The sequence below is a fragment of the Campylobacter sp. MIT 12-8780 genome, assembly GCF_006864535.1.
Lineage (GTDB): Bacteria > Campylobacterota > Campylobacteria > Campylobacterales > Campylobacteraceae > Campylobacter_D.
The window spans coordinates 1-26,275 of sequence record NZ_QHLL01000008.1 but is presented as its reverse complement, the minus strand read 5'-3'; the positions used below and the strand labels follow the sequence as shown (position 1 = coordinate 26,275).

Annotated in this window: 29 protein-coding genes; 12 read left to right on the top strand and 17 right to left on the bottom strand. The window is 34.2% G+C overall.

The window, feature by feature from the left end:
• Positions 1-3: 3 nt before the first annotated feature.
• Genes folP through DMB95_RS07125 form a run of 5 tightly spaced genes read right to left on the bottom strand, consistent with a single transcriptional unit; the run spans position 4 to position 3,965 of the window.
• Complete coding sequence (folP, locus tag DMB95_RS07145; RefSeq protein ID WP_142931498.1) at positions 4-1,146, bottom strand: dihydropteroate synthase; 1,143 nt, start codon at positions 1,144-1,146, stop codon at positions 4-6.
• Positions 1,146-1,754 (bottom strand): DNA polymerase III subunit delta', encoded by a 609-nt coding sequence (locus tag DMB95_RS07140; RefSeq protein ID WP_142931497.1) that lies wholly within the window; start codon positions 1,752-1,754, stop codon positions 1,146-1,148. The genes folP and DMB95_RS07140 overlap by 1 nt, the downstream gene beginning before the upstream one ends.
• Positions 1,751-2,290 carry a HobA family DNA replication regulator gene (locus DMB95_RS07135; RefSeq protein WP_142931496.1) on the bottom strand — a complete coding sequence of 180 codons (540 nt, stop codon included), beginning with the start codon at positions 2,288-2,290 and terminating at the stop codon, positions 1,751-1,753. The genes DMB95_RS07140 and DMB95_RS07135 overlap by 4 nt, the downstream gene beginning before the upstream one ends.
• Entirely contained in the window at positions 2,287-3,492 is a 1,206-nt protein-coding gene (locus DMB95_RS07130) for an aspartate kinase (protein WP_142931495.1), read from the bottom strand. Before DMB95_RS07130 ends, DMB95_RS07135 begins: the two co-directional genes overlap by 4 nt.
• A complete protein-coding gene (locus DMB95_RS07125; RefSeq protein ID WP_137633091.1) occupies positions 3,492-3,965 on the bottom strand; it encodes an RNA pyrophosphohydrolase in 474 nt (157 codons plus the stop codon). Before DMB95_RS07125 ends, DMB95_RS07130 begins: the two co-directional genes overlap by 1 nt.
• Positions 3,966-4,065: 100 nt before the next feature.
• On the opposite strand from DMB95_RS07125, the gene hemW reads away from it, so the two are divergent.
• The 4 genes from hemW to queA all read left to right on the top strand — a co-directional run bounded on the left by hemW (position 4,066) and on the right by queA (position 7,360).
• Positions 4,066-5,121, top strand: coding sequence for a radical SAM family heme chaperone HemW (hemW, locus tag DMB95_RS07120; RefSeq protein WP_142931494.1), 1,056 nt, complete (start codon positions 4,066-4,068; stop codon positions 5,119-5,121).
• Between the two features lie 65 nt (positions 5,122-5,186).
• A complete protein-coding gene (gene tatB, locus DMB95_RS09830; RefSeq protein ID WP_137632930.1) occupies positions 5,187-5,612 on the top strand; it encodes a Sec-independent protein translocase protein TatB in 426 nt (141 codons plus the stop codon).
• Positions 5,605-6,345, top strand: coding sequence for a twin-arginine translocase subunit TatC (tatC, locus tag DMB95_RS07110; RefSeq protein ID WP_142931493.1), 741 nt, complete (start codon positions 5,605-5,607; stop codon positions 6,343-6,345). Before tatB ends, tatC begins: the two co-directional genes overlap by 8 nt.
• The gene (gene queA, locus DMB95_RS07105) at positions 6,335-7,360 is read left to right on the top strand and encodes a tRNA preQ1(34) S-adenosylmethionine ribosyltransferase-isomerase QueA (RefSeq protein WP_142931492.1); all 1,026 of its coding nucleotides are present in this window, start codon (positions 6,335-6,337) and stop codon (positions 7,358-7,360) included. The genes tatC and queA overlap by 11 nt, the downstream gene beginning before the upstream one ends.
• Positions 7,361-7,505: 145 nt before the next feature.
• Here queA and mrdA read toward each other — a convergent pair whose 3' ends face one another.
• The 12 genes from mrdA to DMB95_RS07045 all read right to left on the bottom strand — a co-directional run bounded on the left by mrdA (position 7,506) and on the right by DMB95_RS07045 (position 19,069).
• Complete coding sequence (gene mrdA / locus DMB95_RS07100; RefSeq protein WP_142931491.1) at positions 7,506-9,332, bottom strand: penicillin-binding protein 2; 1,827 nt, start codon at positions 9,330-9,332, stop codon at positions 7,506-7,508.
• The gene (locus tag DMB95_RS07095) at positions 9,329-9,838 is read right to left on the bottom strand and encodes a hypothetical protein (RefSeq protein ID WP_137633090.1); all 510 of its coding nucleotides are present in this window, start codon (positions 9,836-9,838) and stop codon (positions 9,329-9,331) included. The genes mrdA and DMB95_RS07095 overlap by 4 nt, the downstream gene beginning before the upstream one ends.
• A 1-nt stretch (position 9,839) precedes the next feature.
• Positions 9,840-10,430, bottom strand: a complete 591-nt coding sequence (gene yihA / locus DMB95_RS07090; protein ID WP_142931490.1) for a ribosome biogenesis GTP-binding protein YihA/YsxC — start codon at positions 10,428-10,430, stop codon at positions 9,840-9,842.
• Positions 10,427-10,870 (bottom strand): lipopolysaccharide transport periplasmic protein LptA, encoded by a 444-nt coding sequence (gene lptA / locus DMB95_RS07085; RefSeq protein WP_137633089.1) that lies wholly within the window; start codon positions 10,868-10,870, stop codon positions 10,427-10,429. Before lptA ends, yihA begins: the two co-directional genes overlap by 4 nt.
• Positions 10,870-11,376 carry an LPS export ABC transporter periplasmic protein LptC gene (locus DMB95_RS07080; RefSeq protein WP_142931489.1) on the bottom strand — a complete coding sequence of 169 codons (507 nt, stop codon included), beginning with the start codon at positions 11,374-11,376 and terminating at the stop codon, positions 10,870-10,872. Before DMB95_RS07080 ends, lptA begins: the two co-directional genes overlap by 1 nt.
• On the bottom strand, positions 11,367-11,855 hold the full coding sequence (locus DMB95_RS07075; RefSeq protein WP_137632922.1) for a KdsC family phosphatase: 489 nt from the start codon (positions 11,853-11,855) through the stop codon (positions 11,367-11,369). The genes DMB95_RS07080 and DMB95_RS07075 overlap by 10 nt, the downstream gene beginning before the upstream one ends.
• Positions 11,856-11,868: 13 nt before the next feature.
• On the bottom strand, positions 11,869-12,696 hold the full coding sequence (locus tag DMB95_RS07070; RefSeq protein ID WP_142931488.1) for a septal ring lytic transglycosylase RlpA family protein: 828 nt from the start codon (positions 12,694-12,696) through the stop codon (positions 11,869-11,871).
• Positions 12,650-13,777, bottom strand: a complete 1,128-nt coding sequence (locus tag DMB95_RS07065; protein ID WP_142931542.1) for a lytic transglycosylase domain-containing protein — start codon at positions 13,775-13,777, stop codon at positions 12,650-12,652. The genes DMB95_RS07070 and DMB95_RS07065 overlap by 47 nt, the downstream gene beginning before the upstream one ends.
• Positions 13,778-13,785: 8 nt before the next feature.
• On the bottom strand, positions 13,786-14,592 hold the full coding sequence (locus tag DMB95_RS07060; RefSeq protein ID WP_142931487.1) for a TatD family hydrolase: 807 nt from the start codon (positions 14,590-14,592) through the stop codon (positions 13,786-13,788).
• Entirely contained in the window at positions 14,583-15,830 is a 1,248-nt protein-coding gene (gene cbrR / locus DMB95_RS07055; protein ID WP_142931486.1) for a bile resistance response regulator CbrR, read from the bottom strand. The genes DMB95_RS07060 and cbrR overlap by 10 nt, the downstream gene beginning before the upstream one ends.
• 199 nt (positions 15,831-16,029) lie before the next feature.
• Positions 16,030-17,556: a DNA recombination protein RecN gene (locus tag DMB95_RS07050; RefSeq protein WP_142931485.1), complete on the bottom strand. Its 1,527-nt coding sequence runs from the start codon at positions 17,554-17,556 to the stop codon at positions 16,030-16,032.
• Between the two features lie 652 nt (positions 17,557-18,208).
• Positions 18,209-19,069 (bottom strand): NAD(+) kinase, encoded by an 861-nt coding sequence (locus tag DMB95_RS07045; protein ID WP_142931484.1) that lies wholly within the window; start codon positions 19,067-19,069, stop codon positions 18,209-18,211.
• Positions 19,070-19,150: 81 nt separating this feature from the next.
• On the opposite strand from DMB95_RS07045, the gene aspS reads away from it, so the two are divergent.
• The 8 genes from aspS (at position 19,151) to DMB95_RS07005 (ending at position 26,187) form a co-directional block, all read left to right on the top strand.
• Positions 19,151-20,902: an aspartate--tRNA ligase gene (aspS, locus tag DMB95_RS07040; protein WP_142931483.1), complete on the top strand. Its 1,752-nt coding sequence runs from the start codon at positions 19,151-19,153 to the stop codon at positions 20,900-20,902.
• Positions 20,899-21,474 carry an adenylate kinase gene (locus DMB95_RS07035; RefSeq protein ID WP_142931482.1) on the top strand — a complete coding sequence of 192 codons (576 nt, stop codon included), beginning with the start codon at positions 20,899-20,901 and terminating at the stop codon, positions 21,472-21,474. Before aspS ends, DMB95_RS07035 begins: the two co-directional genes overlap by 4 nt.
• 1 nt (position 21,475) lies before the next feature.
• Complete coding sequence (gene ppa, locus DMB95_RS07030) at positions 21,476-21,994, top strand: inorganic diphosphatase (RefSeq protein ID WP_142931481.1); 519 nt, start codon at positions 21,476-21,478, stop codon at positions 21,992-21,994.
• Positions 21,995-22,068: 74 nt separating this feature from the next.
• Entirely contained in the window at positions 22,069-22,593 is a 525-nt protein-coding gene (msrA, locus tag DMB95_RS07025; protein WP_142931541.1) for a peptide-methionine (S)-S-oxide reductase MsrA, read from the top strand.
• Between the two features lie 156 nt (positions 22,594-22,749).
• A complete protein-coding gene (locus DMB95_RS07020) occupies positions 22,750-23,268 on the top strand; it encodes a hypothetical protein (RefSeq protein ID WP_142931480.1) in 519 nt (172 codons plus the stop codon).
• An 89-nt stretch (positions 23,269-23,357) separates the two neighbouring features.
• On the top strand, positions 23,358-24,668 hold the full coding sequence (locus tag DMB95_RS07015; RefSeq protein WP_142931479.1) for a Cj0814 family flagellar-dependent secreted protein: 1,311 nt from the start codon (positions 23,358-23,360) through the stop codon (positions 24,666-24,668).
• A 173-nt stretch (positions 24,669-24,841) separates the two neighbouring features.
• The gene (locus tag DMB95_RS07010) at positions 24,842-25,441 is read left to right on the top strand and encodes a bacteriocin (RefSeq protein ID WP_142931478.1); all 600 of its coding nucleotides are present in this window, start codon (positions 24,842-24,844) and stop codon (positions 25,439-25,441) included.
• On the top strand, positions 25,438-26,187 hold the full coding sequence (locus tag DMB95_RS07005) for a hypothetical protein (RefSeq protein ID WP_162056996.1): 750 nt from the start codon (positions 25,438-25,440) through the stop codon (positions 26,185-26,187). The genes DMB95_RS07010 and DMB95_RS07005 overlap by 4 nt, the downstream gene beginning before the upstream one ends.
• Positions 26,188-26,275: the final 88 nt, after the last annotated feature.

Sequence of the window (26,275 nt, the reverse complement as noted above, 5' to 3'; positions counted from 1 at the left end):
TTTTTAAATTCCAAGCTCATTTATCGCGTTTTGTAAGGCAAAATACTGCTTATGCTCATATACATCATGTGTTCTTATGATACTTGCTCCATTTTCAAAAGCTCTTGCATGCAAGCTTAAAGAACCAGCCAAACGATCCTTTACCTCACTTTTAAAATACGCATTTATAAGACTTTTTCTACTTGCACCTACAAGCAAAGGCTTTTCAAACTGCAAAAAATGGCTTAAATGCTTAATAAGCAAGAGATTATGCTCTGGGGTCTTACCAAAGCCTATACCTACATCTAAGATGATTTTATCAGCTTCTAAATCTTTTAAAAACTCAAGCTTTTCTTCAAAAAAACTGGCAATTTCAAAAAGTAAGTTTTCATAATGAGGCTTAATTTGCATGGTTTTAGGATCATTTTGCATGTGCATTAAGCAATAATACGCCTTATATTCTCCAGCAAGCTGAGCTAGAGCTAAATTTTTAAGCCCACTTATATCATTAATGAGCTTAAAACCTCTATCTAAAGCGTATTTTAAACAAGTATAATCAAAACTATCAAGACTAAAAATCGCCTTTTCATAAAAGCCTTTTTGATAAATCAAATCAAGGGCTGGCTTAAGCCTTTTAAACTCCTCCTCGCTCCCACAATACTCACTGCCCGGTCTTGAGCTAACCGCTCCTATATCAATAAATTCAGGCTCAAGCTCTAAAAGAGTTTCAAGCCTTGCTTCAAGCTCGTTTAAGCTTACCCTACTTTGAGCATTAAAACTATCCTCATTGATATTTAACACCCCCATAAGCTTTGCAGTTTTTGGCTTTATAAATTTTTTTTCTAAAAATTTCGCTAGTTCTTTAAGCTTAAAATCTTGCATTTTTTCTTTGGCTACAAGCTTAGCAATTTGCTCTTCATTAGCGATTAATAAAGCATTTGAATGCCTAATCTTACCAAGTATAACCTCACTTTGAGTAACAAGTTCTGCTCCTACTCTTAAAGCGTCTTGTTTGAGTATATTTGCAGCTGGGGTGGATAAGTTTTGGATGAAAAAAAAATGCAATTTACTCTTTGCACTCATAAGCTTTTCGCCCATTTTATGAGGTTTTATAAACTTACACAGCACATGAAAATCACTCTTTTCATCGATATGAAAACACAGCATTATTTTGCCTCATATAGTGTTAAAAGCAGGCTTGAAAGCAAGATACTTGGCTTTGAATTAAGCTTTGCAAGCTCATAAGCTTTATAAAAAAACTCAAGTTCTTTTTCGCTTAAATTTTTATTTTTGCTTGCTTCTAGCCCAAGCTGAGCGATAAGCTGTATAAGCTCGCTTTTATCTAAGCCTTCATTTTTTTGTAAAAAAGCAAGAAGTTCTTTTAAATCAAAATTCTTAAGGTTAAGCTCTAGGGCTTTTCTTGTTTTTTTAGGCTTTAAATTCTCACAAATCAACCTTGAACGTATGGTTGGTAAAAGTAAATTTTTTGAAGGGCTGATGATGAGAAATTTAATATTTCTTGGTGGCTCTTCAAGGAGTTTGAGTAAGAAATTTTGAGCCTCTGTGCGAAAAGCCTTTGCCATGATGATGATGATTTTTTGAGTATTTTCTGCTATATAGCTTTCTTTTTCTATGGCTCTTGCATCTTCCATTAAAAGCTCATTTGCTGGAATTTTGGGGATAAAACGCAAATTTTTTTCACCAAATTCTTTGATAAGTTTTTCTTTTAAGCCCTCAAAATCATCGCTGATAAGAATTTTGCTTACAAAACTCAAAGGCTCACCCTTGAAAACAAAATCGCATCAAGCATTTCATCAAAAAGCTTGTAAAGTGAGAGTAATTTACTATCCAAGTCCTTATCTTTGCTATTAAGATAAAAACTATTTTGCAATTCCTCATCAAAAAGCCAAAGCAAGCTATTATCTTTTGACTTAGCAATTTGAGCCTTTTTATCCAAATTTGAACCTATATAAAAATACACAAAACCATTAGGAAATGAAAGCTCAAGCAAGTCATTTAAAAGCGCTATATCCTCGCTCTTTTCGATTTTTTTTTTGCATAAAGCCCCTAAAGAAAAGATAGGCACAAGCGGACGATACGCCTTGGCATTGATATTTTCAAGCAAATATGATTCATACCAAGTTCGCTCTTCATCGCACATCAACACAAAGGGCTTATTTTCAAGCACCAAAAGCCTTAATCTCGCACTTAAAAGTGGCACAAGCTCAAGTCTTTTTGTCTCCAGCCACGCCATAGAGCTACCACCCTCACGAATACTTTTTAGGGCGTAGCTTAGGATATTTTCACTCATTTTTCATCCAGCTTATATACTTTATGTAAAGCTCTTAAGGCAAGTTCGCCGTATTTTTCTTGCACTATCATTGAAATTTTAATCTCGCTTGTGGAGATCATTTGTATGTTTATACCCTCATCTGCAAGGCACTGAAAAGCAGCTGAAGCTACACCAGAATGCGATTTCATACCCACACCCACAACTGAAACTTTTACGACTTCTTTGTCTGTTTCGATAAGGCTTTTAGCTCCTAAGATATTTTGCATTGTTTCTTTGGCTAAATCAAGCTCATTTTCAGGCACAGTAAAACCCAAATTTGTCGCCCCATCAACGCCGACATTTTGAATAATCATATCAACATTGATATTTCTTGCTGCAAGGGCTGAAAAAATTTCAGCTGCAATTCCGGGCTTATCTTCAATCTGTCTTAAAGTTACTCTTGCTTGGTTTTTATCCATAGCTATACCACTTACTAAAGCTTGTTCCATACCTTCCTCTTTCGTAATAATTGTTCCTTCATTGTTATTAAAACTACTTCTTGTGATGAGTTTTACATCAAGTTTTTTAGCCAGCTCTACAGAACGATTTTGAAGCACTTTTGCCCCCAAACTTGCAAGCTCAAGCATTTCTTCATAAGAAATTTTATCAAGCTTTCTTGCTTTTGGTTCTATGCGCGGATCAGTTGTATAAACTCCATCAACATCAGTATAAATTTCACACAAATCAGCCCTTAAAGCACCCGCCAAAGCCACAGCACTCAAATCACTTCCCCCGCGTCCAAGTGTTGTTACTTCGCCTTGTTCATTCACGCCTTGAAAACCAGCCACAACGACGATATAATCATCATCTAAGGCTTCTTGCAAAGCTCTTGTATCGATCTTTTCTATCCTTGCTTTAGTAAAAACGCTATCTGTGATAATGCCAGCTTTTCTGCCTGAAAAAGAAAGAGCTTTATAGCCTTGTTCATTTAAAGCTATGCTTAATAAAGCTGAAGTAACGCGTTCACCACTACTTAAGAGCATATCCATATCTTTGGCATTGGGCTGTTTTGAAAAATGATGAGCGTAATCTATAAGCTCGTTTGTCACCCCACTCATCGCAGAGACGACAACCACAAGCTTTGCGCCTTCTTTTTTTGTCTTTATAACCCTTTTGGCGACTTCTTCTATGCGTTTTAAGTCCCCAACGCTCGTTCCACCATACTTTTGAACGATAAGCATTACATAAATCCTTTCTCTTGAAAATACCGAATCACCTTAACATATAAAGGTCTTTTAAAATGATGGATCATCGTAAAAAGTTTTTTTAAATCTACAAATTTATACTCTTCAAATTCTGGTTCTTTGGTTTGTAAATTTATCCTTGCATTTGCCTTTAAACGCACCAAAAAATACTTTTGTCTTTGCCCATCATAAGGATACATTTTCTCGCTCACCTTGCTTGGAAAATCATACTGCAGCCACTTTGGATACTCGCTGATAATCTCAACCTCAGCCGTGCCTATCTCCTCTTCAAGCTCTCTTAATAAAGCACTTTTGGGATTTTCTCCAGCATCAATACCGCCTTGAGGGAATTGCCAAATATTATCTATATCATTTCGCTTTGCAAGCATGATCTTACACTCAAAAGGATAGGTGCTTGAAAGCACTATTGCAGCGACATTTAATCTATATTTTTTCTCAGCTTGTGTCAAATTCAACTCAACTTTTTATTTTTTTAGCCTAATTTTAACCTAATATAAATCAATTTTTTATTAAAATTTTCTCAAATTTCATTTAAATTAAGGCTTATTTTTGCATTTATATCTTCATATCCCATTTTGTGAAAGCAAATGTCATTATTGTGCCTTTACTTCTTTAGCCACAAATAAGCTTGAAAAGCCTTATATGTCAGCCTTGCTTGAAGACATAAAAACTCAAATACAAAATTTTAACACACAAAAACAAAGCATACAAACACTTTTCATCGGTGGAGGCACGCCAAGCGTGATTAAAGCTTGTTTTTATGAGCCTATTTTTGAGTTTTTGCAACCCTTTTTAGCCCCAAATGCTGAACTTACAAGCGAAGCTAATCCAAACTCAGCAGATAAAAATTGGCTTAAGATGATGAAAAGTTTTGGTTTAAATAGAATTTCTTTTGGCGTGCAAAGTTTTAATGAAAAAAAACTTCATTTTCTAGGACGCATACATCGCTTTAAAGAAGTGCTTAACGCTCTTGAAAATGCAAATTGTGTCGGCTTTGAAAATATAAATATCGATATGATTTATGATACAAAAATGGATACAAAAAAAATGCTTGATTTTGAGCTTGCAAATTTAAATTCTTTAAAAAAGCTTTTTACTCATATCAGTGCGTATCATCTTACCATAGAAAAAAACACCGCTTTTAGCAAGAAATTACATTATAAAAAAAATGCTTCAAATTTGATGAAATACTTTATCAAAAATATAGAAAATTTAGGCTTAAGGCAGTATGAGATAAGCAACTTTGGTAAAAAATGCCAGCACAATCTAGCCTATTGGCAAGGTAAAAACTATATAGGCTGTGGTTTAAGCAGTGTCGGCTTTAAAGATGATAGACGCTTTTATACCAAAGCCAATTTACAAAGCTATATCAAAGAGCCTTGTTTTAGGAAAATAGAGCTTTTAAGCAAAGAAAATTTGCACTTAGAGCATTTGTTTTTAGGACTAAGAAGTTGTGTGGGTATAGATGAAAAAAAACTAAGTCAAAATGAGCTTGAAAAAGCTTTGTTTTTAAGCGAGAAAAAAAAGCTTATCTACAAAAATCATCGTTTTTTTAATACAAATTTCTTGCTTAGTGATGAAATTGTCTTATTTTTGCAAAACTAAAAGGAAATTTTAGGCAAATTTGTGTAAAATTAAGCCTCAAGTTTTAAATATCAAAGGAAAAAAAGATGAGTATGGGCGAGATCATCGTCATCGTTATCGTAGCGATCTTAGTCTTAGGACCTGATAAATTGCCAAGCACTATAGCGCAGATTGCTAAAATCATCAAAGCCCTTAAAAAGCAAGTTAATGAAGCTAAAGAAAGCATAGAAAAAGAACTAAGGATTAGCGAGCTTAAAGAAGAAAGCCAAAAATACAAAGATGAATTTTCAGAGTATAATCAAAACATAAGAAAAAAGCTTAGTTTTGAAGAATTTGACGAGCTAAAAAAAGAAATTCTAGCTGATACAAACGAGATTAAAAAAAATCTTAGCACTATAGAAGATGATTTAAAAGAGGCTAAAAAGCATATCAATGAGAACAATTTAAGTCCAAATGATACAAAAGAAACAAACCAAGAAGCTCAAGAGCAAAAAGAGGTAAAACATGTTTGAAGAACTTCGCCCTCATTTGATCGAGCTAAGAAAAAGGCTTTTTATCAGCGTTGTCGTGCTTCTTGGTTTTTTTATCGTGTGTTTGTTTTTTAATGAATACCTCATCAGCATTTTAACTAAACCTGTGCGTGATGCTTTGCCTGAGCTTTCAAACAAGATGACTTTTACAGAGCTTACCGAGCCTATCTTTACTTCGATGAAGGTGAGTTTTTTTGCGGGTTTTATCTTTTCTTTACCGGTGATTTTTTGGCAACTTTGGAAATTTATAGCTCCGGGGCTTTATGATAATGAAAAACGCATGGTTATCCCTTTTGTCGTTTCAGCTACTATTATGTTTTTACTTGGGGCTGGATTTTGTTATTTTATCGCTGTGCCTATGGCGTTTGCTTTTCTCATTCATTTTGGAGCTGTAACACAAAACTTAGCCCCGCTAATCAGCCTTGGACCTTATGTAGGCTTTTTTACAAAACTCATGATAGCCTTTGGCTTGGCTTTTGAAATGCCTGTATTGACTTTTTTTTTAGCAAAGCTTAATCTTGTTGATGATGCTTTTTTGAAAAAGCATTTTAGAGTAGCAGTGCTTGTGATCTTTATCTTTTCAGCCCTTATGACTCCACCTGATATACTTTCTCAGTTTTTGATGGCAGGACCTTTGTGCTTGTTGTATTTGCTTTCTATCTTTATCGCTAAGAAAATCAACCCAGCCCAAAAAGAAACGCTTGATGAGAAATGATGAGGATTTGTATGTTGCAAGTTATGATTATGATTTGCCTCAAGAACTCATAGCTACAAAGCCCATTTTACCAAAAGAAAATGCTAAACTTTTAGTTTATGAGCGAGCAAAACAAAAATTAAGCCATACTTTTTTTGGAAATTTAGAGCAGTTTTTACCTCCTTGTGCCATCGTTTTTAACGATACTAAGGTGATAAAGGCTCGAATTCATGGCAGAAAACAAAGTGGAGCAAAAATCGAGCTTTTATATCACAAAGCCTTAGCTAATGGGCTTTTTCTAGTGCAGATTAAAGGCAGAGTAAAGCCAAGAGATATTTTAGAATTTGATTTAAATTTAAAAGCTGAAGTTGTTGCATTAAGTGATGATGGTTTTAGACAGGTGCGTTTTTTTGAGCCTCAAAAAGAGCTTAGTGAAAATGAACTTTTTTTAAAGCTTGAAAAAATAGGACATGTGCCTTTGCCTCCTTATATCAAAAGAGCTGATGAAAAAAGTGATGAAACTAACTATCAAAGCGAATTTGCAAGGTATGAAGGAAGCATTGCAGCTCCAACTGCAAGCCTTCATTTTTCAAAAAACCAGCTCAAAGAACTTGCCTTAAAGCATGAAATTTACACCCTTACCTTGCATGTGGGTGCTGGGACTTTTAAAAGCGTTGAGGCTGAATTTTTAAACGAGCATAAAATGCACGCTGAACGTTTTTTTATCGATGAAAAGCTAATAAAGCTTTTACGAAGCGATAAGCCTATACTTGGGGTTGGCACCACCACAACAAGGGTGATTGAAAATTTCGCAAGAACACAGCAAAAAAGCGGAGAATGCACGCTTTTTTTACATCCTCACAATCCACCTTTAAGACAAAATTATCTTTTAACCAATTTTCATCTACCAAAATCCACCCTTATCATGCTTGTAGCAAGCTTTATAGGTAGAAAAATGACGCTTAAACTCTATGAAGAAGCCGTTAAGAGACATTACCGCTTTTATTCTTATGGAGATGCGATGCTTATACTTTGAAAATGCAAACTTTGATAAATTTGCAATTTAATTTTTTACATAAAATTTTACATATTTTTAGTTTTTTTTGGAGTTTAAATTATACTTGAGTATATGTTATAAAACCTATAAAAAACAATATCCTAGCAATATAAAACAAAGAGATTTATTTTTCATTTTCAAAATATTTTAACTCAAGCATTTTTCTATAAATCGCAGCTGTAAGCTCGCCTGAGCTTATACTTCTGCCGCCGTGTTCAAGCAAGACGCTTACGACGTATTGGGGTTTTTTATAAGGCGCAAAGCTTGTAAGCCAAGTGTGTGAGCGAGAATAATACTTTAAGTCTTTTTCCCTAATGTTTCGCTTTTCAGCTTGAGAAAAGCCTACCACTTGCGCTGTGCCTGTTTTTCCAGCTACACTTAAAGGTAAATCCTTAAAAAAGCGATACGCCGTGCCACCTTCTTGTTTAGTAACAGCAAGCATAGCTTCTCTTAAAGCAGGCAATTGACTTTTTTCAAAGACATTAAAAAGCTCGTCCTCTTCTTTATCTTGTATTTGGTATGCTTTTCTTGTATTTTCGTCAAGCTCGCCTTCGATCTCTTTGAGAAAATGCGGATTAACATTCTTTCCAACAGCGATTTGAGCGGTATATTTAGCCACTTGTATAGGCGTAACTAAGAAATTTCCCTGCCCTATGCTTGTATTTAAGGTTTCTCCTTGATACCAAGGCTGTTTGTAACGTTGCATTTTCCATTCTTTGCTTGGCACTGTGCCAACAAATTCATTTGGCAAATCCACTCCTGTTTTACTTCCAAAGCCTATTTTACCAAGAGTTGAGCTGATTTGATCTATACCTACTTTTAAGCCACCCTCATAAAAATACACATCACAACTTTGAGCAATAGCGTGCTTAAGGTTCATATCTCCATGCCCTGATCGGTTCCAGCAGCGAAAATTTCTGCCTCCTAACTCTATCAAACCAGCACAATAAAACTCTGTAGCGGTATTAATACTCCTTGAGTTTAAAAAAGCAAGAGCTGTGCCCATTTTGATGATAGAACCGGGCGGATAAAGCCCATTTACCATTTTATTTGTAAATGGATGATCTGGGCTATTTGAAAGCTCTTTCCAATCCTGCACTGAAATTCCGGTAACAAAAGGATTTAAATCATATTCTGGGAAGCTTCCAGCAGCTAAAATGGCACCGGTATTTGCCTCCATGATGATCGCAACGCCAGCATTATCAGCAAAAAGCTCGCTTAAAAAGCTTTGTAATTGAATATCTATAGTTAAGCTTATGTCATTTGAATTTGTTTTTTGAAAAGAAATTTCTTCTATTTCTTTGTTGTGTGCATCAACTTTTACTTCACGCACACCTTTTTGTCCTTGCAAAATTTCATTATAATACCGCTCTATGCCACTTTTTCCAGTGTAATTTGTTAGTTTTGCGATCTCATTTTCATTCATATCTTGCAAATTCGCCTTGCCTATATAGCCGATGATATGGCTTGCTAGCTTGCCATAAGGATACCTTCTTTTAACAATGGGCGTAATTTGTAAATTTTCTCTTAAGTTCAGCTGAGAAAAATGCGGTATCATCTCATCATAAGGGATAAAATCCACAATATCAATAAAATCTTGATTATAATAAGAATCCTCTTTGATATAATTTCGCTTTAAAAGCGTAACATTTAGATCAGGAAAGGTTTGCGAAAGCACAAAAAGCTCTTCATCTAAAAGCCCTTGATTTTGCTTTTTTATATTTAAATACGGCTTTATAGCGATACTAAAACCAAGATCATTATTTGCTAAAAGCTTGCCTTTGCTATCTTTAATCAAGCCTCTTGTAGGAGGTAAAAATCTTGTTTTTATCGCATTTTGCTTTGCCATTTCTTCATAATATATATTTGATTTTATACTCAAATAATAAATTCTACTTAAAAGCAAAACAAAAAATAAAAAGATAAAAGCGACAACCAAACGCATTCTCATCGGATTTTATCCTTAAAGAAAAGATAGCAAAGTAAAGCTTCTACACCCATGCTGATAAAATAATCACGACCAAAAATTTTAATATTTGCATTGTCAATATAAGAAAGAATACTATCAAAAACACAAAACAAAAGATAAGTGCAAAACACAAAAAATATCGGAACAAATTTGCCGATTTTAAAATTCGTCCTAATCCAATCCGCACAAAAATAATAAAACACAAAAAAACAAATCCACGACACAAAAAGGTAAAAATCATGCGTTATATCAATAAATAAAAGATATACCAAAGAAAAATACCAGCGAAAATCAAGATCGTATAAAGTCTCATCTTTTTCTTGAAGCAAACTATACATATAACAAAAGAAAAAACCGATCAATATAGGCAGATGTGTAAAGATAGAGCTTAATACTTGATAAAAAACCAACACCAAAGCAAGAAAAATATAGGAAAAATCGATGTTATAATGTAAAGTTTTGTTTGTGCCGTATTTTCGTCTTGCCATTTTATAGCCCCAAACTTTGCCTAAAAAGTTCATTTTCAAGCTCTTCTAAGCCTTGTTTTGCTGTGCTTGATACAAGAAAGGCGTCTTTAAAGTTTTGCTTGAGTTTTGCTTTTTGGCTTTGATTAAGCTTGTCAGCCTTAGTAAAAACCCTTAAAATTCTTTGATCGGCTTGCAAAAAGCTTTGCAAATACTGCTGCAAACCTTCATCAAGCTCTAAATTTGTATGCCTTGCATCAACTAAATGCACAAAAAGTTTGATTTGCCTTTGCTTGCGTAAAAACTCATCTAAACTCTTGTGCCATTGTTCTTTTGTGTCTTTGCTCACCTTAGCATAACCAAAACCGGGTAAATCCACAAAGATAAAAGTATGCTTTTCTTCATTGAATTTAAATATAACCTCAAAAAGATTGATAAGTTGTGTTTTTCCGGGCGTGCTTGAGCTTTTTGCCAGACTTTTTTGATGGCATAAAGCATTGATTAAAGAGCTTTTTCCTACGTTAGAGCGTCCAAGAAAAGCAATCTGCGTGCAAGCTAAGGGTGCATTTTCATCGTATCTGGCTAAAGAGCTTATAAATTTGGCACCAATAATCACTTTTCCTCCAAATCAAACACAAAACGAGCAGGCTGATTTTGCTTGCTCGTAACGCTGTAAAGATTTTCTTTTCTATTGACAACAATCTTATCGCCAAAAAGCTTTTTTCCACTTTCAAGCTCTTCTATATAAGCATTTCCGTTAATCTCATAAGTATCTTGTGCGACGATATATACAAACTCATCTCCACTGCCTTTGTAGTTTTTACCATTAAGAACGATATCAAAACGAGCTTTTCCAGAGGCTATATATCTTGTAGGTTTGCGGTTTTCATTGGTGAGTATAGTCAGTTTTGCTGAGTGCAAAATATCTTTTTCGTGTTTTACGATAACATTGCCACTAAGCACATTTTGACCTTTTTTTTCATCTGCATAAAAATGACTCGCACTCACTTCAATCTGTCCAGCATACAAAACAAGAGCAAGGCTGAAAAAAAGCATCAATTTGACTCTAACCACGCCTTTACTCCTTTGATATTTAACTCTTTGTTTTGCACATCATAAATCAAACTTTGCCCAGTAAGCATACTTACGCCCCTATATGCCTTAAACTCAGTTTGCGTGCTTAAAAGCTTTTGCGCTCTATCATAAAGCAAACTTTGGGCTTCTATGCGCGTTTGATTAACATCTTTGTATAATACATTGCCCTCAAGCTTCGTATTTTTTTGACTCAAGCTGAGCGTATTTGCACTTAAATTATAATCATAGCCAAAAACTCTAAGCTCAGTAAAAACATCATCTTCTCCATACCTGCTCCAACTTGAAGCTTGAAAATGAGTAAAAACTTCGCTCGAGTTTAATTCATATACTTCAATATGCTTAGACTCAACATTTTTAAAATCAATCCCATAAGGCTTAAAATCAATAAAATAAAAATCCTGAGTGCTTAAAAAAACAAGAACTAAAGCAAAAATTCCCATCAAAGCAGCAAAGATTTTTATCGCCAAAGCTCATTCCACTCTCTTTGCATTTTATTGTGCTTGATGATATATTCTATCATCTCAGCTACTGCGCCATCTCCACCTTTGTGAGTAAGATTTTTATCTACTTTTAAAGCTTTATGGGCATTTTTAGGCTTAAAGCTTAATTTTACAGCTTCTAAAAGGGTAATATCATTATAATAATCCCCAATAGCTGCACTTTGCTTGAAATTTAACTTCAAGCTTTTTAGCACTGATTTAGCGCAAGTAAGTTTATCTTTTACGCCTTGATACACAAGATCAATTTTCAAGTCCTTTGCTCTTGCAGCGACGCATTCGCTTTTTCTCCCTGTAATGATAGCTATTTTCTTACCAAGTTTAAGCCACGCTTCAATAGCTGCACCATCATGCACATGAAATTCTTTTATTTCTTTATTGTCCGAAGTATAGATGATCTTGCCATCTGTTAAGCACCCATCAATATCTAAAAAAATAAGCTCTATCATCACAAAAACCTTTTTATTCCCTTACGACAAAAGCACCGATAAAGGCTCCACTTTTTGCAAAATCTCTTGCTTCAGCCTCACTTCTAAAGCCTGTTAAAAACACTCTATTAAGTCCATCTTTTGCGCTCGTTCTTACTATAGCGGTATAGCCTTGATAGTTTTTGTATTTTTGTGCCGTACTTTGAGCGCCCTCTTCAAAACGAAAAGCCCCGATTTGCACCATAAAGCCTCCACCTTCATACACCTTGCCATTATCTACGATTTCACCATTTGTGCCTAAATTTACATTTTGTTGCACAAGTTGATGTGAACTATCTACAGAACCAAAGCCTATAACTTCAAGGCGAACTGGAGCTGTGCCACTTTGAAGCATATCGATTTGACTTGCTGCACCCTTTGAAAGATCGATGATTCTGTTATCCACAAAAGGTCCTCTATCATTGACGCGAACGGTGGTTTTGCGTCCGTTGTTTAAATTTGTTACACTTAAGATAGTATTCATCGGTAAGGTTTTATGAGCTGCTGTAAAGCCATTTTGATCATAAGTTTCGCCGTTTGAAGTTTTTTTACCATGAAAACCCGGTCCATACCAGCTTGCGATACCATCGGCTGTTTCACCCACTTCAACGACGGTTGGATAATACGTCTTGCCATTAATCGTATAAGGCTTCATCGTGCCTTTTGCACCAGAATTTGCGGCGTCTTTGTTGCTTTTAAAATCCTTGCTTGGATAATACACGCTTGGCGTTTTTGAGCTTGTCAAGCCACAAGCACTGATGAATAAAGCAAGAAAACTAACGACTAACGAGTTTTGCAGTTGTTTTATTTTGAGTTTTTGCATAATTATACTCCTGTTTTGGTATTGGAATCACAAGCTTTTGCTTGATACTGAGATGATTTTTTTTGATTTTATTATACGCTCTTATAGAAGCGACTGAAATTTTATATTTTTTGGCTATGCTATAAAGCGAATCACCGGACTTTACGATATAAATTTGTGTTTTTGGTATAGTTGTATCAACCTTTGCAAGCTTTGTTGTATCAAGCTTTTGGCTAAAGCTTTCACTTTTGCTTAAAGGCAGATATACAAAAACTTCTCCATTTGGAGGGGTAAAATCATAACGAAAATGCGGATTATAACGTCTAAATTCAGCAAAATCCAAATCAGCAAGTTTTGCCAAATCCCTTAAAGAAACACTTTGAGGCACTCTTACTTTACTAAATTCATGAGAAAGCGAATAATTAGCAAAGGCTGAATTCTGCTCAAAAACAAAATCTTCATTATTTGCTAAAAATGCCAAAGTGAGAATTTTACGTATAAAAACCCTTGTTTCAAGTGGAATGTATTTTTTATCTGCATCAAGCAAGATACTTAAATCATCGCTACCTGCTTCTTTTATAGCTTGGCGAAGTTTGCCATTACCACAATTATATGCTAAGATAGCCAAATACCACTTGCCAAACTCAGCTTTTAAGCTTTTAAGGTAATTTGCTGCTGCGAGTGTGGATTTAAACACATCTTTTCGCTCATCGATATAAGGATCAACGCGTAAGTCAAGGCTTTTTGCCGTATTTTCCATAAACTGCCACACTCCAATAGCCTTAGTGCGTGAAGTGCTATGTGTTTTAAGCCCAGATTCAACGATGGCAAGATACAAAAATTCTTTTGGTAAATCTTGCTCGTTAATGATTTGGCGGAGCACTGGGATAAACTCATAATTATTTTCAGCTGAAATCACAAGAGTTTTTGAGTGAAGTTTTTTAAGCTCACTTTTTGCTTCAACAAATACAGGATCACCGATAAAACTACTTTCTATATCAAGCGTTCTTAGAATTTCAACTTGGTTTTTATAATACTCTGGTGCAAAAGCATTGGCAAAAAGCAAGCCTTGAGCCAAGAATGATAAAATTATTGTTTTTATGATAATTTTCACGAGGCTTTATTCTCCTTAAAAAATAGCTCTTTAGCATTATGCGTGCAAAGTGTGATAAGCTCATCTCTTGGCATAGCTAAAAGTTCTGCCATTTTACTTGCGACAAAATGCGTTAAAATAGGCTCATTTCTTTTACCTCTAAAAGGCTCTGGGCTAAGATAAGGAGCGTCAGTTTCAAGCAAAAGCTTTTCTTTTGGGATTTTTGGCAATATAGAAACTAAATTTTTTGCATTTTTAAAGGTTAAAACCCCACCTATGCCAAAATAAAAATTATACTCATACAAAGAAAGTAAAAGCTCGCTTGCATTAAAGCAGTGCAAAACTCCACCTACGAGCTTTGGGGCGTATTTTTTAAGTGTTTGGTAAGTATCTTCATTTGCTTCTCTTGAATGGATAATCACTGGTTTTTGAAACTCGCAAGCAAGCTCAAGCTGAGCCTCAAATACAAGTCTTTGAGAAGCTTTAATCGCTTCATCTTTGGAGTGATAATAATCAAAACCGCACTCGCCCACAGCCACACATTTTTCATGCGTGATAAGCTCTCTTAAAAGTTTTTCATCAAATTTATCACATTCATAAGGATGTGTTCCTACAGCAAAATAAAGCTCTTTATAACGCTCACAAAGTTTTACTGCTTTGCTTAAATCCTGCGGATTTGCTGCTGGAATGATGACTTTGTCAATGGCATTTTTAAAACTATGCTCTAAAAGCTCGTCAAGATCATCAGCAAAAACTTCACTATCTAAATGACAATGTGTATCAATGATCTTTGCACTTGTGCTAAAATCAAGCTCTAAAAACATACCTCTACCCTATCTTTTCCACTATCTTTTGCGCTTTGTAAAGCCTTGTTTGCCTTAGAACTCAATTCATTTAAATTTGCCCCAGCTTTGCCAAAGGTTATGCCTATACTCGCAGTGAAAAAAAGCTCGTCTAAAGATACTAAAATGCCTTTATTTTTGATATTTACTCGTATAGATGAAAAGACTTTAATCGCTTTTTCATTACTGATATTTTTAAGCACTATGCAAATTTTTTCTGTGCTAAAATGCCCCACTATATCCTTACCCATAGTTTCATTTAACACTTCTTTTACCACGCTTTTAAGCACTGCATCTCCTATATCAAAGCCGTATTCTTCATTGATGAAATTTAAATTATCTATATCTAGGTATGCAAAAGCAAATTCCTCGTCGCTTCCTTGAATTTCTTTTAAATAATCCTCAAGCTCACTTTTTAAGGCTGCTGAATTTTTTGCTCCTGTTAAAGGCTCGATATCTGTAAAAGTGCTAATAAGTTCAAAGTCATTCATGTATTTTAAAAGCTTATCAAGCCTAGCGTTAAAAAGCTCTTTACTGAAAGGTTTGGTGATAAATTCATTTGCATTATTGCGAAGCAAGCTTGCTTCAAGAGCATCATTTTTTTCGCCAACTATAATCACACCAAGTTCTGTTTTAGAGTATTTTTCCCTGATCTCAATAAGCAAATCCAAGCCATTAATAACTGGCATTTGGGCATCTGCGATGATAAATTTGGTATCTGCATTATCATTAAGATAGTTTAAAGCTTCTTCGCCATGAGCTGCGACAAGAACATTAAAAAGCCTAAGGCTTAGTATCTTTTTAAGCTCATTTCGCTCAGCAACCTTACTTAAAGCAAGGATGACTTTGCTTTTTCTGTTTTTACTTAGCAGTTCAATTGAACTAATGATTTGTTCTATGCAAGTTTCGCTTTCTTTGTAAATATACGCAAGTATATCTTTATCCATAAATTTTTCTCTAGTTTGCGTATCATTACTTGCTGTTAAAATGATAGTTGGCAAACCAATCTCAAGTGTATAATCAACGATTTCTCCATTACCCGCATCAGGCAAACACAGATCAGCAAAACACAAAAAATATTTATTTCCTTGCTCAAAAAGTGCTATAGCTTCAGCAAAAGAAAAGGCCGTATCCACTTCAAAATGCAAAGCACTTGAAATTTTTTTAGCCAAAAGTTTTGTAAGCATTTTATTATCATCAATGATAAGAATTTTTTCCATGAAATATCGCTTTATATTTGGGTTTAAATAAAGCTTTAATTTTAGCATTTCTTTGTTATAATTTTGCTTAAATTTAGGCGAAAAGCTAAAGAATTTCAAGTTTTTATCATCAAAAAATGTGTCTAAAACACAAAAATTTGTAGTTTTGCTTTTGCTTAATGTATTTTATATCTTAAATTTTAATTAATATATAAAAAACTCATTTTACATTTTCAAGTAAGGTTTTAGCAAATTCTAGGGCTTGAGTTGTGATTTTTTCACCACTTACCATTCTTGCTAGCTCATTTACCCTTTCATCTTTTTCAAGCCTTCTTACTATGCTTTGTGTGCCTTGTTTTTCGACTAAAAAATGATTGCGTGCATAAGAAGAAAGTTGAGGCAGATGAGAAATGGCAAAGATTTGATAATACTTTGAAAGCTCATCAAGCACCTTAGCTATACTCATAGCTTCTTTCCCGCTTAAATTCGCATCAATCTCATCTAAAAAGATAATGCCCTTGCCAGCATTTAAAATCCTACATTGTGTGGCGATAAATGCAAGCCTTAGGCGGTTAAGTTCGCCCGAGCTAAGGTTTTTAAGTCCGGTTTTATCAATCTCAAGATTTACCAAATCAAAGCCAAGTTCATTAAGCTCTATTGTTTCAAGCTTTAAGTGGATATTTTTCATATATAAATTCTGCAAATATTCGTTTAAAAAATTTTCAAGTGTGCTTAGGTTTTGTTTTCTTTTTGTGCTGATAATTTGTGCCAAGCTTAAAACTTGTTCCTCAAGCTCTTTAAGCTGAATTTCAAGCTCCTTTTTTTCAAAGCTTAAGTTCTCATAACGAGCAAGCTCTTTCTTTTTTTGCTCCAGCACAAGCAAAGCATTTTCCACACTTTCATAACGTTTTATCAACCCTGATAAGCTCTCTATGCGATCAAGCACAGCCTCTATATCAAATTCAAGCTCATCAAAACTTTGTTTTTCAGCAATAACCCTAAGTTCGTTTAAACAATCAGAAAAAAAGCTAGAATCAACTTCACTTAAACTCAAAGCCTCCAAAACGCTTTTTTCAAGAGTAAAAATTTCATTTGCTTTGCTCCAAGCTTGTTCGATCTTATCTTTTTTTGAAAGCCTTTTTTTAAGGCTCATTAGCTCTTCAAACTCGTTTGGCTTTGGATTGATCTGCTCGATTTTTTGAATTTGAAGCTGGGCAAGTTCTTTGAGTTCTTCTACTTTTTGTTCTTCTTTTAACAAGGTTTCAAGTTCGTTTTTTACCTGTAAAAATCGCTTAAAAACTTCGCCAAATTCAAACTTTAAATTTGCAAAATTTGCATCTTTTTGTTCCTCAAGAGTATCAAGCAAAAATAAAAAATTTTCATTTGAAAACTCGTTATTTTCCTTTGCACTGAGGTATTTTACAAAGCTTTTACAAAGTTGATTTAAGGACTTTTTAGCGATACTTTGGTTGTTGATGAAGTATTTTGTCGTTTTATCTTTAAGCATTTTAAATGAATTTTCTTCTTCGGCAAAAATACCAAAATCACTTAAATCAAGCCTATCATTAAGCTCAAGCTCTACAAATTTCGCCTCAGAATCACTCAAAGCAAAGGCTGAAAGTATGCCTTTAAAAAGCACAGATTTTCCAGCTCCACTTAAGCCCGTAAAGACGGTTAAGCCCGGCTTTAATTCAAGCTCAGCAAGCTTAAATCCCACATTTTCACGCATAAAAACTTTAGTAATCATCTTTTTTAGCCCTTATATTTATCAAATTTATATGAATTCATTTTAAGTTATAATCACTTAGCATATAGTTTTGATTCTCCTTCAATGCCTAGCGTAAATTTTAGCATTTATTTTAAAATTATGATACGAAAAAGTTAAATTTTTAGGGTATAAAAAATTATTTTTATTTATAAAAACTTCCTAATAAATTCAAATGATCAAGCAAATAAACAAGTGCAAAACTAAGATTAAAAGCAAGATAAGTAAGAGCTAGTCTATATCTTTTAAATATAAAACAAAGTATAAAAACGCTTAAAAAATACGATAAAAGAATAATACGATAATCAACTTTAAAAAGATAAATAGGACTAACAAAAGCCAAAATTAAACCCAGTATAAAAAGAACAAATGCTTTAAAATTTATAAGTGGATAAAGCCCATTGTGTAGCCAAAAGCAAAGGATAATAAAATGAGAAAAAGCAACATGGACCTTACCCTCTGATGATATGAGTGTATAAAAAAGCAAAAATCCCCATATAATAAAGCTTACGAGTAGGTTTATGACTTGCTTTTTAGTTGTTTTGTCTGAATTCTTTTGTGGCATTGTTTGTCTTAGTGTGTGAAATTTTGACTTTATAAATTTTATGATAACAAATAAATAAAATCTTTTGTTTTATTCTCCCCAACGAAGTTTTTCTTTTAAAACTTGAAAATAATTTCTATTTTTTCTGTGTATCAAGCGAACGCTTTTATCACTTAAGCCAAGCTGCACGTTTTTATAGTCTTTGAGTAAGAAATTCTCTTGTCCATCTATGCAAAGCACACAATCACTCGCCTGCACTTCAAGCTTAAAGCACCTTGGCAAAACGATAGGGCGTTGGGTAAGTGAATGAGAGCAAATGGGAGTGAGTAAAAAAACTTCAGCCAAAGCATAGACTATAGGACCATTTGCGCTTAGATTATACGCTGTTGAGCCAGCTGGAGTAGCGATGATAAGTCCATCTCCGTTGTATTCATTAAACACCTTGCCTTTTTCTAAAACTTTAATATGCGTCATTGAAAAGGAATTGCTTTGACGAAAAACAGCGTCATTAAAAGCGATTTTATTAAGCTTTGTGCCGTCTTTTTTTTCAAGATTTATCTCGAGTAAAAAAGGTTTTTCAAGCATAAATTCGCCCCGAAAAAAATCCTCAAAAAAATCCTCAGCCTCGCTTACTTTAAAATCCGTTAAAAAGCCAAGATTGCCAGCATTGATCCCTAAAACTGCTTTATCATACCTCCAAAGCCTGCGACACAAAGATATAAGTGTGCCATCACCACCCAAAGAGATGATAAGATCGCATTCTTTGCAAAGTGTATCAAAATCAAGTCTTTTTAAATCAAGCGAGCAAGAACTTTCATCGCTTAAAAAAAGCTCTATAGCTCTTGCCTTTAAAAGTCTTGCAAGAAAAGAAATTTCATCATCAAGTTGTGTGTTATGCCTTGAGACAAGCCCTATTTTTCGTATGTTTTTATAATCTAGTTCATTTTGCATAAAAAATTATAACAAAACTTAGCAAAATAAAAGGCTAAATTTATTATAATCTTGCAAATATTTTCATCAAAAAGGAAAAATTTGCGAACTCATTATAATACAGATTTAGATATAAATAATGTAGGACAAGAAGTAAGATTGTGTGGCTGGGCAAACAACTACCGCGATCATGGTGGGGTCATTTTCATCGATTTGCGTGATAGAAGTGGGCTTATCCAACTGGTTTGCGATCCAAATGATAGCCAAAAAGCCCATGAAATAGCCTCAAAAATAAGAAATGAATTTGTCCTTATCGCCAAAGGAAAAATCCGCCCAAGAGGCGAAGGCTTAGCAAATCCTAAACTCAAAACCGGAGAAATAGAAGTTGTAGTTGATGAGCTTATCATTGAAAATGAAAGCCTCACCACGCCTTTTGCTATAGGTGATGAAAGCGTAAATGAGGAGTTGAGACTAAAATATCGCTTTTTAGACTTAAGAAGCCCTAAGCTTTTTGAAAATTTCGCCCTTCGCTCAAAAGCTTGTATAGCGGCTAGAAATTCCTTAGCCAATATGGGATTTTTAGAGGTTGAAACGCCTATTTTAACAAAGGCTACCCCAGAAGGAGCAAGGGACTATCTTGTGCCTTCTCGCGTGCATCAGGGCGAATTCTATGCCCTACCTCAAAGCCCACAGCTTTTTAAACAGCTTTTAATGTGTGCTGGTTTTGATCGCTATTTTCAAATCGCTAAATGCTTTAGAGATGAGGACTTAAGAGCTGACAGACAGCCTGAATTTACTCAAATTGATGTTGAGTTAAGTTTTGGTGGAGAAGATGAAGTTATAAAGGTAGCTGAAACTTTCTTAAAAGATATATTTAAAGCTTGCGGTAAAGATATACAAACCCCTTTTATGCGAATGCCTTATAAACAAGCTATGGAAGAATATGGCTCTGATAAGCCGGATTTAAGATTTGACTTAAAACTTGTTGATGTTATTGACATTTTTGCTCGCTCAAATAATGAAATTTTTGCAAAGATTGCCTCAGATACTAAGAAAAACCGCATAAAAGCTCTAAGAGTGCCAAAGGGCGATACCATCTTTTCAAAAAGACAAATGCAAGGCTTTGAAGAATTTGTGCGTAAATTTGGAGCAGCTGGACTTGCTTTTATACAGGTTAAAGAAGACGGACTTAAGGGTCCTTTGTGTAAGTTTTTTGAACAAAAAGACTTAGATGAGCTTGTTAAAAGGTGTGAGCTTGAAGTGGGCGATGTGGTGTTTTTTGGGGCTGGAGTGAAAAAAGTCGTGCTTGATTATATGGGGCGATTTAGGGTGTTTTTAGCTCAAAATTTAAATATCATCGATGAAAACAAACTTGAGTTTTTGTGGGTGGTTGATTTTCCTATGTTTGAGCAAAATGATGATGGCTCTTACTCGGCTATGCACCACCCATTTACTATGCCAAAAAATATAGATGAAGGGGATTTAGAAGAAATTCAATCAATCGCTTATGATGTCGTTTTAAACGGCGTTGAATTAGGCGGAGGGAGTGTAAGAATTCATAAAAATGAAATTCAACAAAAAGTCTTTAAGCTTTTAAATATCAACAAAGAAGAACAAAAGGAGAAATTTGGCTTCTTACTTGATGCGCTAAGCTTTGGAGCCCCGCCTCACGCAGGTATAGCTATAGGACTTGATAGACTTATCATGCTTGTAAATAAAGCAAATAGCATTAGAGAAGTCATCGCTTTTCCAAAGACACAACGCGCACAATGTCTGATGACTGATGCACCCTCAAAGCCAAATGCTGAGGCGATGAGAGAACTTGGACTTAAATTAAGGGAGAATATGAAATGAAAGAATTATTTTTAATCATAGGAGCACCAGGAAGTGGCAAAACCACTGATGCGAGCATTATCGCTCAAGATGATGAGCAAATCACACATTATTCAACAGGAGATTTGCTGCGTGAAGAAGTGGCTAAGCAAACAGAACTTGGCAAACTTATCGATAGCTTCATCTCAAAAGGAAATTTGGTGCCTTTAGAAGTAGTGGTAAATACTATACTTTCAGCGCTTAAAGCTGCGCCAACGCCTATTATTCTAATCGATGGCTATCCAAGAAGTGTAGAGCAAATGCAAGCCTTTGAAACAGAGCTTGAAAAACACAAAGAAGTTAAGCTAAAAGGCGTGATCGAAATCGCAGTGAGCGAAGCTGTAGCCAAAGAAAGAGTGCTAGGGCGAGCGCGTGGGGCTGATGATGATGAGAGTGTATTTAATAACAGAATGAAAGTATATACCGAACCTTTAAAAGAAATTCAAGACTTTTATAAGGCAAAAAACCTTCATTTTGTCATCAATGGCGAACGCAGTATAGAAGAAATCGTTGCTGATATCAAAAAACTTATACAAGAAAAGAAAGGAAAATAAAATGGATATCTCAAAAATACAAATAGGAAAAATTCCAGATAAAATCAACGCAGTGATAGAAATCCCTTATGGCTCAAGCATAAAATACGAGCTTGATAAAGATAGTGGAGCGGTTTTTGTAGATCGCGTTATGGCTAGTGCTGTGTATTATCCAGCAAATTATGGCTTTATCGCTAATACCTTAGCAGATGATGGCGATCCTGTGGATATTTTAGTGCTTAATGATTATCCTATACAAGCTGGGGCTGTGATACCTTGCAGGCTTATAGGGGTTTTGATCATGGAAGATGAAAACGGAATGGATGAAAAGCTTTTAGCTGTTCCAGCTGATAAAATAGACGCTAGATATAAAGAGATAAAAAGCCTTGATGATATGCCAAAAGCAAGCCTAGCACAAATTAAAAACTTCTTTGAAACTTATAAAATGCTAGAGCCTGAAAAATGGGTAAAAGTGCAAGATTTCAAAGGTGTAGATGAAGCGGTTAAAATCCTAGAAAAAGCGATTAAAAACTATAAATAAGCCTTAAATTTAGGCTTATTTGAAAAAAAGCTGGGATTATATAAATGAAAAAGTTTATTGTAGGGGTGCTTGTGATGATAAACCTTGCCTTTGGTAAAGAAATCATTTTAGGTGGAGGTTGCTTTTGGTGTGTGGAGGCAAGCTTTGATCGTGTTGAGGGCGTGCTTAAAACTGAGGTTGGTTATAGTGGAGGCAAGGCAAATCCTACTTATGAAAGCGTTTCAAGAGGCGATGGCAACATAGAAGTTGCAAAAATCAGCTATGATGAAAACCAAATCAGTCTTGAAAAGCTTTTAGAGCTTTTCTTTGTCATTCACGATCCAACAAGCAAAGACAAACAAGGTGCTGATGTGGGCGTGCAGTATAGATCAGCGATTTTTTATGAAGATGAGGCGGATAAAAAGGCGATTCAAGCCTTTATCGCAAAACAAGCCCCAAACTACGCAAAACCCATAGTTACGCAAGTAAGCAAACTTCAAAGCTATACAAGGGCTGAAGAATATCATCAAAAGTATTTTGAGAAAAATCCAAATCAAGCGTATTGTCAAGTCATCATCGCCCCTAAAATCAAAAAACTTGAAGCTCATCTTGGCAAATAAAGCTTTTTATCTCAAAGGCTTTATTTGGCACTTTTTCAAAACCGCCTTAAATTTCTCCAAACAGCGGTAAAATTTTCTTTTATTTTCACACTTTTCATCACTAATAAATAAATTTTATGCTATACTCTCCAAACAAAAACTTAAAGGAATTTTATTATGAAAAAGCTTTTCTTTTTCTGTTTGGCTTTAGTTCTTGCAAATTCAGCTTTTAGCGATGATTTTTTAGCAAGAGTTAGCAAGGGAAATTTAAGTGATCATTCAGTTGGAGTGAAAAAACTTAACCTTGAAGAGATGAAAGAGGTTAAGGGTGGGTATTATCCAGTTGAGGTAATGTGTGGAGCGAGTCAGTGTTTTGCATTTGCAGATCACTTAACTGCTGCTAGAAACAAAACTTTTACTCCAAGAGAAGAGGCGGCATGGAGAACTGCAACATTAGAGAGCGATCCAGCAAATTCTAGTTATTTTATTGGTTTTATGGCTCAAAATAATTGGGCGATTTCAGGACAAGGAAAACGCTATAATTATTTTACCTATGCAGCCGTTATGCTTGATGCTAGGGGAAAGGTTTATGCCTTGTCAAGCTCGGTTTTAAATAACAATCTTATTATAAGACAATTGAGTATTCAATACAAAAATCAATTTGATAGACATTTTGGCGGTTTGCAAATTAAATAATATTTTTCAATTTGCTGGAGTTTGATGGCTTCAGCAAAATTTCATTCTGCCGATTTACTTTAATAATAAATTTCAAAAGGCAAGCTCAAATGCAAATAAACTCTATAAATTCATATTCAAACTACGCAAATACTTTTAATTCTCAAACAAAAACTCAAAATTTAAATGAAAATTCCACTCAAACCAATGCTTTAAATTCAAGCATTTCAACTTTAGTCCAAGATAAAAACAAGGCAGTCTCTCAAGTCTTAGGTTATGGTGTAGATGAAGAAGGCTTTTTCACTAGTGATTTTAATGAAGCAGCTGGCTTGCCAAAAGATTATAAAATTTATGCAAAAGGAACTGAAAATTTTGTAAATTCTATAACAAGTTTAGAAAAAAACCCTACTGGTAGAGCTTTTACAAGTATAGATTTAGCTAAAAGTTTAGGTAGGGCTTATCAAGTTTTTTCACAACTTATAAGCAATGTTGAGGGAAATTTTACAAAAGAAGACATTGATAAAATCCCCCAATGGTTTGAGTGGGATACTCAAAGCTTGCAAGTCAATAAAATTTATACAAAAGATGAGTATTTAAATATCACACCAAGCAAAGAAAGTGCATATAGTTCTTCAAAACATGCTTTGAGCTTTGCAAGCTGGGATAAACTCGGTTTGGATTTTGTAGATAAGAGCGAGGATATTTTTGCTTCTCATTATGGTGATATAGGCAAAAGCATTTATACTCATACTGATAAAAGCATATCTAAAGGCGGTGTCTTAATGGCATTTTTTACAAGAAATGCTGACTTTTTGCGTGGAGAAACGACTGTATTTGGTAAGATGACAGGCGTGGATGATGATTTTGGTGTAAGTCAGAGAAAAGAATTAGATGAATTTATGCAAAATAATCCCATTACCTACACACTCAATGAAAATGTAGCAGGTGAAATTTTAAAACGTTTTACACTTAAAAGCGCTTACACAGATATAGAAGACTTCAAAAACGAATGGCTAAAACTCAAAGCTGAGTCTGACAAGGCTTATACTACAATGCAAAATGAAAAGCTAAATTCACAAGCTTTAAATAATACAAATAACTTTTTAGCCCAAAACAATGATAGCTCACAAAGTGATGAGACAAACAAAACAACCTTCACTCCAATACAAGCAGAAAGTAAAAATGAAACTTATAAAGCTATAGATACAAATGAGCTTCTTAAAAAACTTTTAGAAGAAAGTTTTGATGAAAAAGATTTTCTTAAAATGCTTTTTGGGATAAAAGATGAGAATGTAAATTTAAAAAGTCTTGATTTAAATTCAAATGAGTTTTTAAATTCAAATGATTTAGTAAGTATGCTTTCAAAGATAAGCTTAAATGCTTTTAATGTTTTAAATAAAAGTGTGGATATGAAGGTGTAAATTTAAAGTGTTTATTTAACTAAATGAGTATTCATTTAACTAAGTTTGTATTTAAATTTTTAGTTAGTAAAAATGTTACTTTGATTTTAAAACTTTTTAAAGCTTTATCATAAATAAATAAATTTTATGCTATGCTTTCTAAGCAAAAATCTTAAATTTAAAGGAGTTTTATCATGAAAAAGTTTTTCTTTTTTTGTTTGGCTTTGGTTCTTGCAAATTCAGCTTTTAGCGATGATTTTTTAGCAAGAGTTAGCAAGGGAAATTTAAGTGATTATTCAGTTGGAGTGAAAAAACTTAGCCTTGAAGAGATGAAAGAGGTTAAGGGTGGGTATCAAGTTGTGTTTTTGCACAATGGGTCTCAATGGAATCCAGCAGATGAAGTATATGCTATAGCAAAATACACACAAGGAGAATTGCAGTATATGGCAAACTATCTTCAAGGGAATACGAGTGCGCCACAAGGGCTTTGTGGCATAGATCAAACATCTTGCTCAAATCCTAGCAAAAATAGATTTACAGCATTTTTGCAAATAACGCAAAAATCTCTTTCTATGCTTCCTGTTTATACAGTTAAAAGGCAAGTAAAAGTTTCGAATATGGGAAAACCTTATGTTGTTTTTACTTATGGTGTTGGTGCATATGATACTCAAGGCAAGCAAATGTATAAATTTAACTCCAGCCTTATGTTAAATAATAATATGATTATTAAAGAGATGGCAAATAAATACAAAGAGCAAATGGAATCTGCTCTTGGAGGATGGTATGCAAGATGATAACTTTAAGTTCTTTTAACAGATATTTTGGAAGCAATCCGCTAGAAACGCTTACTCATATTAAAAATGACAGCATTCAAAATGGAAATCCTGAACTTACAAAGGAGGAAAGAGAAAAGCTAGGCAATAGTTTTATAAATATATATAAGGATTATAGCGAATTAAGCGATAAAGTAGGATTGCTTGAAGGTTCAATAGAGGATAAACTTAGAAAAAATGAATTATCAGAAGCAGAAACTAACGAACTCTTTGAATGGATAAGTGAAAATACTACATCACCGCATTGGATGAATGTTAATGGGGTAAGTTATGATGAAGCTTATATTGAAGTCTTTCACACAAGTAAAAGCATAGATGAATTTAAAACGAAATATCTTGAGCTTCAAAAAAATTACTCTGTTGATTTTAGCAATAAACTCAATACATCGCAAGGAAATTTAGAAAAAGAAAAGCCACTTGAAACACAAGAAGGCGATGAAAAAAATCAAAAAAGCTTCACTCCTATAGAAGGCAAAAGCTTTAATACTGAAACCTATAAGGGTATAGACACAAACACACTCTTACAAAAACTCTTAGAGGATAAATTTGATGAAAAAGATTTTCTTAAAATGCTTTTTGGGATAAAAGATGAGAATTTAAATTTAAAAAGTCTTGATTTAAATTCAAATGATTTAGTAAGTATGCTTTCAAAGATAAGCTTAAATACTTTTAATGTTTTAAATAAAAGTGTGGATATGAAGGTATAAATTTAAAAGTATTTGTTTAACTAAATGAGTATTCATTTAACTAAGTTTGTATTTAAATTTTTAGTTAGTAAAAATGTTACTTTGATTT